Source organism: Peterkaempfera podocarpi (assembly GCF_042466665.1).
Classification (GTDB): Bacteria; Actinomycetota; Actinomycetes; order Streptomycetales; family Streptomycetaceae; genus Peterkaempfera; species Peterkaempfera podocarpi.
On sequence record NZ_CP162102.1, the window covers coordinates 5701031 to 5718407 of the forward strand.

Consider the following 17377-nt stretch of genomic DNA (forward strand, 5'->3'; position numbering starts at 1 on the left):
CTCACCGGTACTCGGCCAGTCTGCGGCCGATGCCCAGCAGCGCGCCTGCGGCGGCCAGCACCGCCAGCACGCCGGTGCCCACCGCGAGGCCGGCCAGCGCGCCGCGGCCGTTGTCGGCTGCCGTCTCGAAGTCGTGCTGCTCATGTGCCACCGCGGCGGCCAGTTCATGGTCCATCTGCTCGAAGGCGCGGTCGGTGGTGGCGGCCCTGCCCTGGCCCACCGTGGCGTCCACGGCCGCCTGGTACTCGCCGTCGTCATTGCTGGCCGCGGCCGTCCCGTGCAGGTGGTCCCAGCTGCGGAAGTCGGCGGCGGCGGCCTGGATCCGGGCCGTGCCCTCGGTGTCGCCGGCGGCGAGCCGCAGCGAGGCGCCGAGGGTGCCGCCGGAGCCGTCGGACCCGGCCAGCTGCCGGGTGACGCTGTCCCAGCGGTCCGCGTACTGCGTGGTGGAGCCGCGGGCCACCAGGTTGAGGTTCTCCGCGCCGCGGCACTGGAGCGCCTCGATGCGGGCCTGGTCCAGCATCCGCAGCGGGGCGGCGCCGTGGCGGTCGCTGTCGGCCAGGTCGGCCCGGGCGACGCTGTGTCCCACCAGCAGCCACAGCAGGGCGGCCGCGGTGGCCGCGGAGGCCGCCAGCAGGCCGGGGTTGAACACCCGGTTGGTCCGGCGGAAGAGCCCGATCTGGAACCGCACCAGCGCCCCCAGGGCCAGCACGCCCAGCCCGATCGCCGCCCAGGGGACGGCGCGGGCCCCGGCGTAGTCCTGCCCCAGCCGGCCGGTCTCCGCGGCGTAGAGCTTCTGCGCCGCCGCCAGCATGCCGTGCGCCCGGTAGGGGTCGTCGGGGTGCAACTGGTCCTGCTGCTGCATCAGGGTGGAGGCGAACCGCAGATAGGCGCCGCCGAGCGGCAGGCCCTGCCGGTTGTACGACCGGGCGGTCTCCACCAGGCCCGCGTAGACTGGCAGTTGCTCATTGAGGGCGGAGAGCCAGCGCTGGCTGTCGGACGCCGCGGTGGTGCGGGCCGCTGCCCGGGCCAGCAGCTCCGATGCCCGGTCGAGGTCCTGCTCGTAGCGCTGCCGCACCGACCGGGGTTCACCGCCGGCCAGCAGGAACCCGGTCGCCGCCGTGGTGTCGGCGTCGGCCAGCGAGCGGTAGATCTCCGCGGCGTCCTGGCTCAGCGGCTGGCTGTGCTCCACGACCGCGTCCGCGGACTGCGCCCGCCGGTCGCTCTGCCACGCCGCCGTCACGCCGAACGCCAGCATCAGTACGGCCAGCACCAGGCCGGACAGCCGCAGCCGGCCGGGCGGGGTGCCGAGCGTGCGCAGCACCCGGGCCCGTGCCTCGGCCGCTGCGGGTGCGCTGCCGGGCGCGCCGCCCGGAGCTGCTGTGACGGTCACGCGCGCCCCTCCCCCCAGGAGGGATTCCGGCCCCTCCGCCAGCAGTATGGCCACCGGGAGTGGCGGCCACACCGCAATTGCGCCGCTCTTGAGCTCGGACGAACCGGTCAGCGCCGGACGTTCCCTGACGAGAGCGACGCCGGGGGATCCGGCGCGGTTCCCGGCGGCCGGGCAGGGCCGCCGGGAACGCGGGGGGCGGTCAGCCGGTGTAGGTGATGTCGGACGAGGAGTAGATGCAGTTGGTGCCGTCCGCACCGGTGCCCGTCTCCTTGGGCTCACCGCTGGTCACACCGGTGTACTTGGTGCAGATGTCGACGTCGCCGGAGTCGCCGTGGACGGTGATCCCCGAGAAGGTCGCGGTGTCGCCGTAGTTGGGGTTGATGCCGACGATGGTGTCCCCGGGCGGGGTCACCCAGATGTTCTGCAGCTGGACGTGCCGCCCGTACTGGGTGGAGCAGTTGCCGCAGGAGCGGTACAGCTTGCCGAAGTCCTGGACCTGGAAGTTCTTGACGATCAGGGTGCCGCCGCCGTTGTGCTGGAAGACCTTGTCGTCGGCGAGCTTGGCGCCGCCGCCGTCGACCGTGCGGACCAGCGAGGAGGAGGAGCCCAGGAAGGTGGCGGCGTCCTCGCCGACGTCCTCCCACCAGACGTTCTTCAGTGTGCAGGCGCCCAGACAGTGGACGCCGTCGGCGGCCGGGGAGCCCAGGATGACGTTCTGCAGGGTGGCGCCGCCGGCGAGTTCGAAGATCGGCGGCTGGTCCTCGCTCTGGCTGCCGGTACCCAGGTCGCCGCTGCCGTAGTAGCGGCGCAGGCCGCCGTCGTAGGTGCCGGAGACGGAGATGGTGGCGGTGACGGCCTGGCTGCCGGTGGCGGTGGGCCAGGCGGGCGGACCGGAGCCGGCCGGGGGCGTGGTGGGCGGGGTGGTGGGGGGTGTGGTGGGGGGTGTGGTGGGCGGGTTGGTTGGCACGGATCCGGCGGTGGTGAAGGTCCAGCGCTTGCTGGTCACCGAGTCGCAGGAGTTCTGCTGGATCAGGGCGCCGGACGCGGTGGAGCTGTCCTTGACGTTGAGGCACTTGCCGCCGTTGCTGTTGACGACCTGGTAGGCGCCGCTCACCGCGGTGAGCGTCCACACCTGGGTGGCAGCGCCACTGCAGCTCTGCTGCTCGACGGCCTTGCCCGCGCTGGTGGAGGCGTCGCGGACGCCGGCGCACTTGCCGCTGTTCTGCGCGGTGAGGGTGTAACCGCTGCCGGAGGCGGCGAGCTTCCAGGTCTGTGCGGCTGCGCCGCTGCAGGCGGTCTGGGTCAGCTGGACGCCGTCGGAACCGGAGGCGCCCGGCACGGTGAGGCAGAGCCCGCTGGCGGCGTTGGAGAGGCTGTAGGAGCCGGCGGCGGGTGCGGCCATGGCGGGGCCGCCGCTGAAGAGCGCGGTGAGCGCCGCTGCGATCAGAAGGGTGGCCGTGGAGAGCGCGGCCAGGGTTCGGCTGCGCCTTCGGCGATGGACTGCGGTGTGCACGATCGTTCCTTTCACCGCCCGCGGCCGGGCCGCGGGGACCAATGGGTGGTGGGGAGCGGTGCGAAGGTCGGCGCGGACTGTCGAATATGTTCGACAAGCTGAACGCCGTTCTCATACATGAACGCACAGTAGAGCGATGTCCTGCACCGGTCAAGCGATGGGACCAGGAAGCAGCGACGCCCTGCCGGCGCCCCGGTGAGGGGCGCCGGCAGGGCGTCGGGCCGCGGCCGGAACTGGTCAGCCGGCGGGCGCCTCCACTGCGGGGCCGCGCCGCAGCGCAGCCGAGGCACGCAGCTGCTGCTGCGCCTCCGGGCCGCCGCCCAGCCCCTCGGCGGCCAGATGGTCCAGGCCCAGCAGGGCCGCACCCAGCACCGGCGGAGCGGTCACCACCCGTGGTTCGGCAAGCGGTGCCTCGGCGGCCAGCAGGGCGTGCACCCGGTCCAGCAGCAGCGGCTGACGCGCGGCCAGCACTCCACCGCCCAGCACCACATCGACGGGCGAGTCCAGCAGCCCCAGCCGGCGCAGTGCCACCACCGCGAGCCGGACGACCTCGTCGGCCTGGCGCTCCACCAGCTCGACCGCCACCGGGTCGCCGCGCTCCGCCGTGGCGAAGAGCACCGGCACCAGCTCATGCAGCCGCGCCTCGGGGAGTCCGCCGAGATGCACCGCCTCCGCCACGGCCGTCGCCGACGGCCGCCCGAAGTGGCCGGCGACCGCGGCCGCCAGCGCGGTGGCCGACCCGCGCCCGTCCTCGGCCCGTACCGACCACCACATCACCTCCGTCGCCAGCCCCTGGCCGCCGCCCCAGTCCCCGGTGATCGTCCCCAGCGCGGGGAAGCGGGCGGTACGGCCGTCCGGCAGCAGACCCGCGCAGTTGATCCCCGCCCCGCACACCACCGCGACCCCGCGGGGTGCGTCGGTACCCGCCCTCAGCAGCGCGAAGGTGTCATTGGCGACCACCGCGGTGCGGCCCCAGCCGTGCGCGGCCAGGGCCTGCTGCAGCCGCTGCTCCTCCACCGGAAGGTCGGCGTTGGCCAGACAGGCGGAGACATGGGTGACCAGCGGCCGGGCACCGTCCACCGGCAGCCCCGCCTCGGCCGCCGCCGCCTCGACCAGCGGGACCAGCCCGGCCACCGCGGCCTCGGCGCCCACCAGCTGCGGGGTGAAGCCCCCGCCGCGTGCGGTGCCCAGCACGGCGCCCTCGGCGGTCACCACCGCCACATCGGTCTTGCTGTTCCCGGCGTCCACCGCCAGCACCCCGCGGACCAGCTCAGGTCCGGTCGCCCCCACCGTCCCCGCGCCGATCGGGCTGCCCTGCGGCGGCGTGCCGCCCCGGGGGCCGTCCTCCCTGCCCTGCTCCACACCGCTGCGGGTCATGCCCAGCCCAGGTGGGCGCGGTTCTCGGCGATCAGACGGTCCGTCAGCCACGCTGCCCGGTCGAGCTGACCGACCAGCGGATGGGCCAGCAGCGCATCATGGACCCGGTCGCGGCCACCGTGCAGCGCCGCCTCCAGCGCCAGCTGCTCATAGCCGGTGACATGGGCGATCAGTCCGGCGTACAGCGGCTCCACGGGGCGCTGCGGCAGCGGACGGGCGCCGTCCGCGTCGACCAGCGCGGGGACCTCCACCACGGCGTCGTCCGGGAGGAAGGGCAGGGTGCCGTCGTTGCGGACGTTGACCACCTGCCGGGAGCCGACGGCGGAGCCCGTTCCCAGCAGCGCGGCGACCAGGGCCACCGCGGCCTCGGAGTAGTAGGCACCGCCCCGTTCGGCGAGCAGTGCGGGCTTCTCGTCCAGCGCCGGGTCGGCGTACATCTCCAGCAGCCGCCGCTCGATGGCGGCCACCTCGGCGGCCCTGGAGCCCTTGGCCTTGAGCTCCGTCACCACCTCGTCGTGCTGGTAGAAGTAGCGCAGATAGTACGAGGGGACGACACCGAGGCGGCGTACCAGCTCCAGCGGCAGCTCCAGACCCTCGGTGATCGCCGGGCCGTGCGCCGCCAGCAGCTCGGGGAGCACCTCGCGGCCGGTCCCGCCGCCCGGGGCGTCCAGCAGGGTGACGCCGCGCTCCCAGGTGAGGTGGTTGAGCCCGACATGGTCCAGCTGGATCCGCTCGGCCGCCACGCCCAGCAGCCCGGCGAACCTCCGCTGGAAGCCGATGGCGACGTTGCACAGCCCCACGGCCTTGTGCCCCGCGGTCAGCAGGGCACGGGTGACGATGCCGACCGGGTTGGTGAAGTCCACGATCCATGCGTCCGGGTTGGCGCGGCGGATCCGTTCGGCGATGTCCAGCACCACGGGCACCGTGCGCAGCGCCTTCGCCAGACCGCCGGCGCCGGTGGTCTCCTGGCCGACGCAGCCGCACTCCAGCGGCCAGGTCTCGTCGCGGTCGCGGGCGGCCTGGCCGCCGACCCGCAGCTGGAGCAGCACGGCATGTGCGCCGTCGACGGCGGCGTCGATGTCGGTGGTGGTGGTGACGGTCGCGGGGTGACCCTGCCGGGCGAGGATCCGCCGGGCGAGACCGCCGACCAGCTCCAGCCGCTCGGTGGCGGGGTCGGCCAGCACCAGCTCTTCCAGCGGCAGGCTGTCGCGCAACCGGGCGAAACCGTCGACGAGTTCGGGTGTGTAGGTGGAGCCGCCGCCCACGACGGTCAGTTTGAGACGGGTTGGCTTCACGGAGGACATCAGCCCTTGACCCCTGTCAGTGTCACGCCTTCGATGAAGGCCTTCTGCGCGAAGAAGAAGAGGACGATGACGGGCGCCATCACCAGCAGGGTGGCGGCCATCGTCAGGTTCCAGTTGGTGTGGTGGGCGCCCTTGAAGGACTCCAGGCCGTAGGAGAGGGTCCAGGCGGACTCGTTCTCACCGGCGTAGATCTGCGGGCCGAAGTAGTCGTTCCAGCAGGAGAAGAACTGGAAGAGCGCGACCGCGGCGATCGCGGGCCTGGCCATCGGCACCATCACCCGCAGCAGGGTGCGCAGTTCACCGCAGCCGTCGATGCGGGCCGCCTCCAGGTACTCCCGGGGGATGGTCAGCAGGAACTGCCGCAGCAGGAAGATGGAGAAGGCGTCGCCGAAGGCCATCGGGATGATCAGCGGCCACAGGGTGCCCGACAGATGCAGCTGCTTGGCCCAGAACAGGTACATCGGGATCACCACCACCTGCGGCGGCAGCATCATCATGGAGATCACGGCCATCAGCGCGATCCGCCGGCCGCGGAAGCGGAACTTGGCGAGCGCATAGGCGACCGGGAGGCTGGAGACCACGGTGAGCGCCGTGCCCAGCCCGGCGTACAGCAGGGTGTTGCGCCACCAGGTGAGGAAGCCGGGGGTGTGCCACACCTTGCTGTAGTTGCCCCAGGCCCAGTGGTGCGGCCACAGGTCGGAGGTGAGCGCCTGCTGGTCGGACATCATCGAGGTGAGGAAGAGGAAGACGAACGGCAGCAGGAAGAAGAGCGCGGCGGCCACGCCCAGGGCGTGCACCGCGATCCAGTGCAGTGCGGCATGGCGGCGGGCCGCCCGGCCGGCGGGTGTCGGCCGGGCGCGGAGCGCCGCTGCCGGGAGTGCATCGGTCATGGGGACGGTCCTCCTCAGTCCTCGGCGCCCATCAGGCCGGAGCGGCGGCGCAGCAGCAGTGCGGTGAAGGCCATGGCGACCGCGAACAGCAGCAGCGCCACCACGCAGGCGGAGCCGTAGTCGAAGCGCTGGAAGCCGAGGCTGTAGACCATCTGCGGCAGGGTCCAGGTGGACCCCTGGGGGTAGCCCGGCTCGAACTGCTGGCCCGAGTTGCCGATGATGCCGCTGGCGACCTTTCCGGCGACCAGGGCCTGTGTGTAGTACTGCAGCGTCTGGATCACCCCGGTGACCACGGCGAACATCACGATGGGGGAGATGTTGGGGTAGGTGACGAAGCGGAACCGCTGCCAGGGGCCGGCCCCGTCCAGCTGCGCCGCCTCGTACTGCTCCCGGGGGACGTCCAGCAGCGCGGCCATGAAGATCACCATCAGGTCGCCGATGCCCCACAGCGCCAGCAGGGTGAGCGCGGGCTTGGACCAGGACGGGTCGGTGAACCAGCCCGGCTGAGGCAGTCCGACGGAGCCCAGCAGATGGTTGACCGGCCCGGTACCGGGGTTGAAGAGGAAGGCGAAGCCGATGGTGGCGGCGACCGGCGGTGCCAGGTACGGCAGATAGAAGGCGGTGCGGAAGAACCCCGCGCCGGTCTTGATCTTTGTGATCAGCATGCCGACGCCCAGCCCGAAGACCACCCGCAGCGTCACCATCACCACGACCAGCCAGAGGGTGTTGCGCACGCCCTGCCAGAAGAACGGGTAGTCGGTGAGCACATACCGCCAGTTCTTCAGCCCGCTGAAGGTCGGCTGGGCGAACCCGTCGTAGTGCATGAAGGAGAAGTACAGGGTGGAGACCAGCGGATAGCCGAAGAAGACCGCGAAGCCGATCAGCCAGGGCGACAGGAAGGCGAGCGTGCGGACCGCCTCCCGGCGGCGCTTGGCCCGCAGCGCCGCCGGGACGGGAAGAAGGGCTGCCATGCCGGTCACTGGGCCTGGGCGATGGCGGCGTCGATCTCCTTGTCGACGCCGGCCAGGCCCGCCTTGAGGTCGGGGACCTGGCCGGACTCGTACTTGTAGCCGAAGTTCTGCAGGGACACCTGGTAGGCGCCGCCGTTGATGCTGGCCGGGGTGGTGCTGGAGCTGGCGTTGCCCGCGATGTCCAGGAAGGTGCGGAAGTTGGGGTCCTGGTCGACCTTGGGGGACTTCAGCGCCGCGAAGGTGGACGGCACATTGTGGATCGCGTTGGCGAAGCTCACCACCGCGTCGGTGTCCGTGGTGAGGTACTTCACCAGCTCCCAGGCGGCGTTCTGCTTCTGGCTGGTGCGGGCGATGCCGATGATGGTGCCGGTCTGGTAGCCGCGGCCGTAGGTGCTCGCCTGGTCGTCCGGCACCGGGAAGGGCGCGGTGGCCCAGTCGAACTTCACCCCGTCCGCCGTGAGGTTGGCGGTCCGCCACTCACCGTCGATCGCCATGGCGACCTGCCCGGTCTCGAAGGGGTTCTTCTCCGAGAACTCGTCGCCGAAGCCGGTCCGGTACTTCTCCAGCTTCTGGAAGCCCCCGAGGTCGGCCACCAGCTTCTGCTGCCACTGGAACATCGCGCTGACCGAGGGGTCGGAGGCCAGGTCGGACTTGCCGCTCTTGTCGAAGTAGGTGGCCCCCCACTGGCCCAGGAAGTGCGTGGGGGTGGACTCGTAGCCGTGGAAGTCGGGCATGAAGCCCAGCTGGCTGTAGCCGGTCGCGGTGGCCTTGGTGAGCTTCTTGGCGTCCGCGGTGAACTCCGACAGCGTCTTCGGCGGGGCGGTGATGCCGGCCGCCTTGAAGGCGTCCTTGTTGTAGTACAGGCCGTAGGCGTCGCCCAGCAGCGGCAGTGCGCAGCGGGTGCCCTTGTACTGGGTGTAGTCGGCCATGGCCGCCGGGAAGGTCGCCGCCGGGTCGATGTGCGACTGGTCCAGGAACGGCTTGAGATCGGCCCAGACACCGGAGGCGCAGAACTTGCCCACGTTGTCGGTGGTGAAGGAGGAGACCACATCGGGGGCGTCCGAACCGCCCGCCCGCAGTGCCTGGTTGATCTTGTCGTCGGTGACGTTCTTGACCACCTTGACGTGGATGTTGGGGTGCAGCTTCTCGAAGGCCGTGATGTTGTCGGAGATCGCCTTCACCTCCGACGGCTGGCTCCAGCCGTGCCAGAAGGTGATGGTGGTGTCCTTGGAAGCGTCGTCCTTGGCCCCGCCCTCGCTGCTGCCCGTACAGGCGCTCGCGAGCAGGGTGATGGCGGCGGCGCAGGCGAGGGCGGCTGCGGTCCGGTGCGGTCTGCGGGTGCTGATGGTCACGGGGATGTCCTCCTGGAGGGCCCGGCAGGGATGAGGGAAGAAGAACCGTGGACGAAGAACCGTGGACGTTCAGTGCGTGGTGAAGACGGCATCGCGAACGGTGGCCAGGGCGCTCTGCAGGGCGCCCTGGACGACCGGGGACTCTTCGAGGGCGCTCATCCGCAGCCGCGGCCGCGGCACGGCCAGCCCGGTGAGCTCCTCCTGGACCAGGGCGCGCAGCTGCTCGCCGCCCGCCTGGGGCACCTCTCCGGAGAGCACCACCAGCTCCGGGTCGACCACCGCGACGATCGCGGCCAGCCCGGTGGCGAGACGGTGCGCCAGTTCGGTGAGGACGGCGTCGCCGCGGCTGTCGCCGGCCGCGGCGGCCCGGGCCACCGCCTCCCGGGCGGTGCGGCCGGTGATGCCGTGCTTCCTGGCCAGTGCCAGTACGGCCGGGGCCCCGGCCAGTTCCTGGAAACCGCCGGAGTTCTCCCGGCGGACGTTGCGGATCAGCGGTGCACCGGGCAGTGGCATATAGCCGACCTCCCCGGCGCCGCCGGTGTGCCCCCGGTGCAGCCGCCCGGCGATCACCACGGCCGCCCCGACCCCTTCGGCCGCCCACAGCAGGACGAAGTCCTCGCAGCCGCGGGCCTCACCGAGGGCCTGTTCGGCGACGGCGGCCAGATTGACGTCGTTCTCGAAGACCACCGGTGCACCCAGGCGGTCCGCCAGTTCGGCGAGCAGCCGGGGGGAGTGCCACCCCGTCAGATGCGGGGCGTAGCGCAGCCGGCCGGTGAGCGGCTCGATGGCGCCGGGGGCGCCGACCACCACCTGGGAGAGCCGCTCCGGCTCCAGTCCGGCCTGCCCGGCGGCCTCGCGCACGGCGGTGACCACCCGGTCGACGGTGCCGGCGGCCTGCCGCCCCGGGGTCGCGAGCAGATGCTCACCCACCACCCGGCCGGTGATGTCGGCGACGGCCACCCGGATCCGGGCCGGGGTGACATCCAGCCCGGCGACATGGGCGGCCCCCGGGTCGAGCTGGTAGAGCCGGGCGTTGGGGCCCGGGCCGCCCTCGGTGGTGCCCACCGGAACCACCAGACCGGCGGCCTCCAGCCGGGAGAGCAGCTGGGAGGCGGTCGGCTTGGAGAGGCCGGTCAGCGCACCGATCTGGGCCCGGGAGAGAGGGCCGCGCTCCAGCAGCAGCTGGAGGGCCGCCCGGTCGTTGATGGCCCGCAGCAGGCTGGGGGTGCCCGCGACGGGGCCGGCGACGGCGGGGTTGCCGCTGGTGCCGGTCACAGGCCCTCCCAGAACTGTTAGGAAACTTTCCTATCGGTGCCCAGGAACGTAGGTGCGCCTCGCGGGACATGTCAATGGCCTCCGCGGGCGTGGATGCCGAAGCGTTACCGCCGCCGCTTTGTGACCGGACGACGACGGACGGTGAAAGTGTGCTGCGCGTCACAGTCGCTGACTTTCCGTCACGCTACGCGCGCGGAGGGTGCCGGAAATGCAGGGAGCTGGCATTTGTGAAGGCATTTCCCGCTACCCAACGTCATGGATTCTTCAGGATTGAACATATGACGCGGAAGGCCGGTTTGACGGAGGCCCGTCAGCAGGCAAGGATCTCTGTTGTGCCGCCGAACCGGACCAGTCCGGAGGCGGTGCAAGGGGTGCGGACGGCCGTACGGGAATACCCATCGAGGTGCCCGACAGCGTGTATCCCCGGGCAGTTTCCGGCCTGCCCGGTGGTAGCGCGAAAATACGGCAGACCGTATATCCGGGAACCGGCGCGGCGGAACCCGGGAAAGGGGTGGATACGGCTGCCGCCGCCGCCCGCACTCCGACCGGTCGTCGGCGGGCCAGCTCCAGGTCCGCGGAACGGCCGGCGCGGCGCCGACCGGGGGGCCGGTCGGCGCCGCCAGCTCTCCCCCTCGATCAGCCCTTGTCGATGTGTGCGGCGGACTGCTGCGCCTCGGTCGGGGCCGTCGGCGGGGCCGCCTCGGCCCCGGGAGCCGCATCGGCTGCCGCGGCCGAGGCAGCGGGGGCCGTGGCGACGGGGGCGACAGCGGCCGGCGAGGCCGTCACCGCATCGTTGGTCAGCCGGATCCCGGCGCCGTCGAAGGCCGCCTTCAGCCGTGCCCGCAGCGACCGGGCGACCAGACCCGCCTTGCCGGGCATCGTACGGGCCTCCACCCGCAGCACCACCGAGTCCGATGCCACCGACTCCACGCCCAGCACCTGGACCGGCTCCCAGAGCAGCTCGTCCCACGGCCCCGACTTGGCCATCTCCTCGGCCGTCGCCAGGATCACCGACTGCACCTGGTCCAGGTCCTCCCGGTAGCCCACCTGCACATCCACCGTGGCGGTGGACCAGCCCTGGCTCATATTGGCGATCCGCTTCACCTCGCCGTTGCGGACGTACCAGATCTCGCCGCCCACGCCGCGCAGCTTGGTGACCCGCAGGCCCACCTCCAGCACCGTGCCGCTGGCCACGCCCGCATCGATCTCGTCGCCGACGCCGTACTGGTCCTCCAGGATCATGAAGACACCGGAGAGGAAATCGGTGACCAGATTGCGGGCGCCAAAACCGATCGCCACTCCCGCCACTCCGGCACTGGCCAGCAGCGGCGCCAGATTGACCCCCAGCGCGGAGAGCACCATCAGCGCCGCGGTGCCCAGGATCACAAACGAGGCCACACTGCGCAGCACCGAGCCGATGGCCTCGGACCGCTGCCGCCGCCGCTCCGCATTGACCAGCAGACCGCCCAGCCGCCCGCCGACCACGGCGGACTCCTCGGCGCCCCTGGCCATCCGGGTGATCAGCTGAGTGATCAGCTTGCGCACCATCGTGCGCAGCACCAGCGCCAGCACCACCACAAAGACGATCCGGACGCCGCTCTCGACCCAGCCCTGCCAGTTCTGGTCCACCCAGCCCGCCGCCTGGTCGGCGCTCTGCCGGACCTGGACGAGGCTGGCCGGGGTGTGACCCAGCAGCCCGTCGCCGGAGGGGCTGGGGGTGGGGGACGGCGAGGCCACGGTGAAACCCTTCGATGCGGAAATGCTCTGCAGAGCCTCACCCTACCGGCGGCACCCGCCGGACCCGAGCGGTCGCGAACGCTGCGTGACCGAACCAACGCCCAGGGGAAGTGAACCCGCCCGCGTCACGGGGCATATCGGTTGTGGGAGAACACACACCTGGTCCGTTACACGGGATTGGTGGCGCCGTGGCCAGGCATGCGGCGACACTGAGGGGAGATCGCGTAGCAATACGCGACCAGCCGCTCGTCCCGGCGCGAGCCACGCGCCGTAGGCGTACAAGGAGGCATCCGTGCCGCATGTCCTCGTCCTCAACGCATCGTACGAGCCACTCGGCGTCGTCTCGATGCGCCGCGCGCTCATCCTCGTCCTCAACAACAAGGCGGTCAGCCTGGAGGACTCGGGGATCACCATGCACAGCGCCACCAGCGCCGTCACGGCGCCGTCCGTCGTCCGACTGACCCGCTTCGTGCGGGTCCCTTTTCGTGGCCCCGTACCGCTCACCCGCCGGGCGCTGTTCGCCCGGGACAACGGGCGCTGCGTCTACTGCGGCGCCGCCGCCACCAGCGTCGACCACGTGGTGCCGCGCAGCCGGGGCGGTCAGCACCGCTGGGACAACGTGGTGGCGGCCTGCCGCCGCTGCAACCACGTCAAGAGCGACCGCCACCTCTCCGAACTGGGCTGGCGCATGAAGCGACCACCCGCGCCACCCACCGGACTCGCCTGGCGCATCATCGGCACCGGGCACCGGGATCCGCGGTGGCGCCCCTACCTCGAGCCCTACGGCGGCCGGGAGCAGCTGAGCGAGATCGATCACCACATCGACCATCGCACCGGTGACCCCGGCCAGCCGACCGTCCCCCTCGACCGCTCCCCCCACGGGCGGACCCTCCACGACCGCCGCGGCGAGCCGGCACAGCAGCTCTCCGCCTGACCCCGCGACCGGCCCGCACCGGACCGGCACGGCACGCCTCATGGGCCGGTGGCGCATCCGCAACGGACGCGCCACCGGCCCTCCGTCTTTCCCGTCCGGGGCGCCTCCCGGCCCGGGGTGCCCACCCGCCCGCCGCGGGGCCGCCGGCGACGGCGCGGTGTCCGTCCGGCACGGGGGCTCGTCGTCCGGGTCAGCTCCACCGTCGGGCCAGGGCCAGGGCCAGGGCCAGGGCCAGGGCCAGGCCTGGGCCGGGCTCAGAGCTGTGGCTGGTGCTCGGGTTCGGGTGTGGGCGAGGGGGTGTCCGCGGACGGGGTGGCCGAGTCCGTCGGGGTGGCGGAGGGCTCCACGGGGGCGTCCGACGGCGTGGCCGAACCGGTCGGCACGGACACCGGAGGAGTGATCGGCGTGACCGGCGCATCCGGTGTCCCCGGGGACGCCACCGCATAGGCCTCCACCCCGGAGAGCGAGTAGCCGAAGCGGTTGGCCGCCAGCACGCCCTGCACCCGCAGATAGCGGGTGTCCGGTGCGTCGAGGAGGACCGTCTCGGTGCCGCCGTGCCCGTCCTGGACGACCGCGGCGCCGGTCCACACCACCCCGTCCGGGGAGGTCTCCACCCGGTAGGCGACCCCGTAGGCGTTCTGCCAGCTCAGCACGGCGTCGCTCTGCCAGTGCAGCACCACGGAGCCCAGCCGGACCGGTCCGCCCAGGTCCAGCTGCAGCCAGGAGTCGTCGCCGCCGGAGGAGGCCCAGCGGGTGCCGGGGTCGCCGTCCGCGGCTGCGGAGGCCGGGTGGCCGTCGGTGTCCCCGGAGGAGGTCGCCGCGGCGCCCATGGCCAGATCGGGGCCGGAGACCGGCGGGGCCACCCGGACCTGCAGCTCCTGGTGCACGGTGCGGCCGCCCGCGGTGAAGGAGACCGGCACCCGGTAGACCCCGCTGGGAGTGCCGGCCGCGGCGGAGACCGCCAGCGGTACGGCCAGCCGGCCGCCCCGCGGCACCGTCACCGAGGCCGGGGCGGACGCGGTCAGACCCTTGACCCCCTTGGGCAGTTGCACGGTGAACCGGCCCGAGGCGGCGCCCGCCCGGGTGGCTTCGAGGGTGGCGCTCGCCGTGGTGGGGCGGGTGTCGCCCGCCACCACGTCCAGGGTGCTGCGGGACACCTCCAGCCGGGCCACCGGGGTGTCCGCGTACCAGGGGACGATCTCGTTGACCACCGGAGCCTGACTGCCGTCCGCCCAAGTGAGCCGGACCGCGTCGGCGTCCTCGCCGCGGGCGGCGAGTTCCGTGTAGCCAGGCCGCAGGGTGCCCAGCCGGGCCCAACTGCCGTCCGGCCGACGGACGTCGACCACGGCCCGGGCCTGCACCGAGGGGTCGGTGAGCACCGACAGGCGGTCCAGCGGCCGGGTGGTGCCCAGCTCCACCAGCAGCTGACGGTCGCTGCCCGCGGGAGCGGCGGCCGCCCGGTAGGCGGTGTCCGCGTCGCCGTCGACCGCGGCCTCGGCCGAGGAGCCCTGGGCGGCCGGCGGTCCACCGCTGACGGTGGGCTGCTCCGCGCCGGGCGCGGTCACGCTGAACTCCCGCACCGCCACCGTGGTCTGCTGGCCCTCGGTGGCGCGCAGCCGCACATAGCGGGCGAGGATGCCGGCCGGCAGTTCGGCGGAGACCGTCCGGGTGTCCGCCACCTCGGTGATGCGGTGCCAGCCGCCGTCGCCGGTGGAGTACTCCAGCACCGCGTGGCGCAGATAGCCGTCGTCGGCGTCCTCCCCGGCGTCGGAGGAGGCGTTGGGCGCGCCGTCGTCGTCCGCGGTGGCGTCGTCCGCGCCGTCGTCGTCCGCGGTGGCGTCGGCCGCAGTGGCGTCGTCCGGGTCGGCGGATCCCATGCGTACCAGCACCCGGCCCACCGGCCGCTCGGAGCCCAGGTCGACGCCGACCGAGTCGTCCTGCTGCGGCGGGGCGTCGCTCCAGAAGAAGGTGTCCGGGTCGTCGTCCGTCATCATCGCCGCGGCATGGCCCGGCTCCGGCCCCATGGTGGTGGTCGCCGCCGCCCCGGTGGTGCTCACCCCGGACCAGCTGTCCGCGGTCTTCAGCGCCCGCTTGAGGAACGGGTCCAGTACGCCGTCGCCGACCGTCGCCGAGCTCTGTGCGATCTCCGCCGTCAACCGGTGCAGATCCAGCCGCGCCTGCCAGGCCGCGGCACCGTTGCCGCTGCGCTGGGCCTGGAGCATCTGCACCGCGGCCCGGCCGGCGGCCCCGTAGCGGGCCAGCTGCTCCAGCCACGGTCCGGCCTCGTCGGCCAGCGCGCCGCCGGCCACCGGGCGCAGCGCCTGCGGGGCCTGCTGCATGGCGGTGAAGGCGTCCCGTAGCGCGGCCGCCGCCTGCTGCAACTGCTTGCCGGTGTCGTCGGCGGGCTGCCGCGCGGAGCCGGACGGCTGCACGGTGGGTTCCAGCGCCGACCAGAAGTGCTGCAGCAGCGGCTGGAGATAGGCCGACTCCCGGTCGGAGAGCGGAGAGGAGGCGCTGTTGCCCGCCAGGGCCTGCAGAGCCGTCCCGGCCGCCGCACCGGACCCGGCTGCGAGCGCCCGCAGGGCGCCCCGCCAGGAGTCCTGGGGGCGGTACCCGCCGGGGTTCCAGGCGTAGTCGGCGGCGGTGAAGAGGGCGATCCGGGAGGCCACCGGCTGCTCCATGGCGTTCACCAGCAGCGCGGCTGAACCGGTGGCGACCCCGGCGTCCCGCCCGGTGTACGGGCCCAGGTAGAGCCGGTTCTCGGACCAGTCGTTCACCGGGTAGTTGTCCATGGTGACCACCGGGTGGCCCAGCGACGCCGCGGTGTCCCGCAGCTGCCCCGCGGTGATCCGCTCCGGCACCACGCCGACACCCGTCCACGCCACCTGCGCGGCCGGCGGCAGGGCCTTGGCCAGCGCGGTGCGGTAGGGGCTCGCGCCGCTCTGGTGGTACTCGGTCGGCAGCACGGTCAGCGGCGCCAGGCCCTGGCCCGCGTGGCGGGCCGAGAACTGCTGGAGCACCTTGCCCACCAGCGCGCCCTGCGCCCTGGCGGCGGCCTCCGGGCCGGTGCCGTAGGCACTGCGGTCACCGCCGCAGTGCCACTCCTCGTAGGAGACGTCCTGGAACTGGAGCTGGAAGGAGCGGAATCCCAGCCCCCACAGCGACTCCAACTTGGCGGTGAGCGCCCGGACGTCGTCGTCCGAGGTGTAGCAGAGCGACTGGCCGGGGGAGAGGGCGTAGCCGAGCTGGACATGGTTGCGCGCGGCGCGGTCGGCGAGCGTACGCAGCTCCGCCGCGCGGGCCGCGGGGTAGGACTCGCGCCACTGGGACAGCCGGTAGGGGTCGTCCCCGGGCGCGTAGAGGAAGGCGTTCTGCTTGGTGCGGCCCAGGAAGTCGAGCTCGTCCAGCAGCTGCTGGTCCGTCCAGGGCTCCCCGTAGAAGCCCTCCACCGTGCCGCGCACCCCGGTTGACGGCCAGTCGCGGACGGCGACGCCGGGCAGTCCGCGCCCGGCCGCTGTGGTCTGGCCCTGGCCGGCGGGTACCGCGGTGATCAGCTGCCGCAGGGTCTGTGCCGCGTAGAAGGTGCCCTGTGCGTCCACCCCGGCGAGCACCACCGCGCCATAGGCCCGGTGGTCGTGCGTGGCGAGCTGCCCGGCCGACAGCACATAGCCGCCCGCCGGCAGCCCGGTCGGCGACGGTGCGTCGGTGTCGGACCGGCCGGCGGCCACGGCCAGCTCCCGCAGCGTCCGGTCGGTCTGCCCGTCCGCGCCCTCGGCGGCCCCGCCGACCAGCACGGTGAGGCTCCCGGCGACCGGGACCGGGGCACGGCGCAGCACCGACACCCGGGTGGCCCCGGCCTGCCGCAGCACCTCCCGTACGGTGTCCAGCGCTCCCGCGTCGGCGTTGGGCGCGGCCACGACCGACACCTGCCGGGGGACCGTCACCGCCCGTCCGAGGGCGGACTGGTCCTGCAGCCTGGGGAAGACCTCGGGGACGGCGACGGTGCTGTGTCCGCTGCCCTTCTCCGGCGCCGCGACCGAACTGCCGGCGCCGTCGTGCCCGGCGGCGGCGGCCGGCTGCGCGCCGACGACCAGGCCGCCCACCACGGCGGCGGCGGAGAGCGCGGCGGTGGCGCGCAGCGCCGCCCGGCGGCCGCCGGGGCGGGGCTGCGCGGACGCCGCCGCGCGCTCCCTGCGGACCTGCTCCAGCAGCGGCCGGGTGCCCTTGAGGTCGGCGATCAGCCGGTCGGCGGTCAGCGGGGCGATCCGGCGGGCGGTGCGGGCCGTGGTGCGGCGGGCGGCCAGCGCGGCGGGGTGGTACAGCGCCTCGCGCAGCACCGCGCTGCGCTCCAGTCGGCGGCGCAGGCGGAAACCGGCCACGGCGGGCACGGAGAGGCGGCTCTGCACGGGTCCTCCTCGCTGCGGGTCGGCCGGCGGCGCATCAGCCCAGGCCTCGGCCGGCGGTCTGCTGGACCGCCGATGCCCGGGTGAATTCGCCAAGAGCCCACCACTGGGGGACCCGGGGTGTCAACGCCCTTGCCACCTATGCCGGAATTGTCGAAGTTGAACGTATCCGGTGCCACCCCCGAGGTGGTCCGGCCGGGGGGTGGGAGGGGGTGCGGCGGGCGCGCCGGG

11 protein-coding genes and 1 pseudogene are annotated in these 17377 nt (G+C 73.2%); 1 reads left to right on the plus strand and 11 read right to left on the minus strand.

Annotated elements, in window-relative coordinates; genetic code table 11:
• Position 1 precedes the first annotated feature (1 nt).
• From AB0761_RS25075 to AB0761_RS25120, 10 genes and pseudogenes are all read right to left on the minus strand, one after another.
• Positions 2–1390, minus strand: coding sequence for a hypothetical protein (locus tag AB0761_RS25075; RefSeq protein ID WP_377271410.1), 1389 nt, complete (start codon positions 1388–1390; stop codon positions 2–4).
• Between the two features lie 199 nt (positions 1391–1589).
• Positions 1590–2357, minus strand: coding sequence for a pectate lyase (locus tag AB0761_RS25080; protein WP_377274311.1), 768 nt, complete (start codon positions 2355–2357; stop codon positions 1590–1592).
• 15 nt (positions 2358–2372) lie between these two features.
• Positions 2373–2792 (minus strand): annotated as a pseudogene (locus AB0761_RS25085) (RICIN domain-containing protein); the annotation flags it as partial.
• Between the two features lie 348 nt (positions 2793–3140).
• Entirely contained in the window at positions 3141–4280 is a 1140-nt protein-coding gene (locus tag AB0761_RS25090; RefSeq protein WP_377271411.1) for an N-acetylglucosamine kinase, read from the minus strand.
• Positions 4277–5575, minus strand: coding sequence for a 6-phospho-beta-glucosidase (locus AB0761_RS25095; protein WP_377271412.1), 1299 nt, complete (start codon positions 5573–5575; stop codon positions 4277–4279). Before AB0761_RS25095 ends, AB0761_RS25090 begins: the two co-directional genes overlap by 4 nt.
• 8 nt (positions 5576–5583) lie before the next feature.
• A complete protein-coding gene (locus AB0761_RS25100) occupies positions 5584–6474 on the minus strand; it encodes a carbohydrate ABC transporter permease (protein WP_377271413.1) in 891 nt (296 codons plus the stop codon).
• Positions 6475–6488: 14 nt separating this feature from the next.
• Positions 6489–7445, minus strand: coding sequence for a carbohydrate ABC transporter permease (locus tag AB0761_RS25105; RefSeq protein ID WP_377271414.1), 957 nt, complete (start codon positions 7443–7445; stop codon positions 6489–6491).
• A gap of 5 nt (positions 7446–7450) precedes the next feature.
• Complete coding sequence (locus AB0761_RS25110) at positions 7451–8797, minus strand: ABC transporter substrate-binding protein (protein WP_377271415.1); 1347 nt, start codon at positions 8795–8797, stop codon at positions 7451–7453.
• Positions 8798–8866: 69 nt separating this feature from the next.
• Positions 8867–10072 carry an ROK family transcriptional regulator gene (locus AB0761_RS25115; RefSeq protein WP_377271416.1) on the minus strand — a complete coding sequence of 402 codons (1206 nt, stop codon included), beginning with the start codon at positions 10070–10072 and terminating at the stop codon, positions 8867–8869.
• Between the two features lie 636 nt (positions 10073–10708).
• The gene (locus tag AB0761_RS25120; protein WP_377271417.1) at positions 10709–11809 is read right to left on the minus strand and encodes a mechanosensitive ion channel family protein; all 1101 of its coding nucleotides are present in this window, start codon (positions 11807–11809) and stop codon (positions 10709–10711) included.
• Positions 11810–12101: 292 nt separating this feature from the next.
• Here AB0761_RS25120 and AB0761_RS25125 point away from each other — a divergent pair, with 292 nt between their 5' ends.
• On the plus strand, positions 12102–12743 hold the full coding sequence (locus tag AB0761_RS25125; RefSeq protein ID WP_377271418.1) for an HNH endonuclease: 642 nt from the start codon (positions 12102–12104) through the stop codon (positions 12741–12743).
• A 254-nt stretch (positions 12744–12997) separates the two neighbouring features.
• Here AB0761_RS25125 and AB0761_RS25130 read toward each other — a convergent pair whose 3' ends face one another.
• The gene (locus AB0761_RS25130) at positions 12998–17149 is read right to left on the minus strand and encodes a beta-N-acetylglucosaminidase domain-containing protein (RefSeq protein WP_377271419.1); all 4152 of its coding nucleotides are present in this window, start codon (positions 17147–17149) and stop codon (positions 12998–13000) included.
• Between the last annotated feature and the right edge of the window lie 228 nt (positions 17150–17377).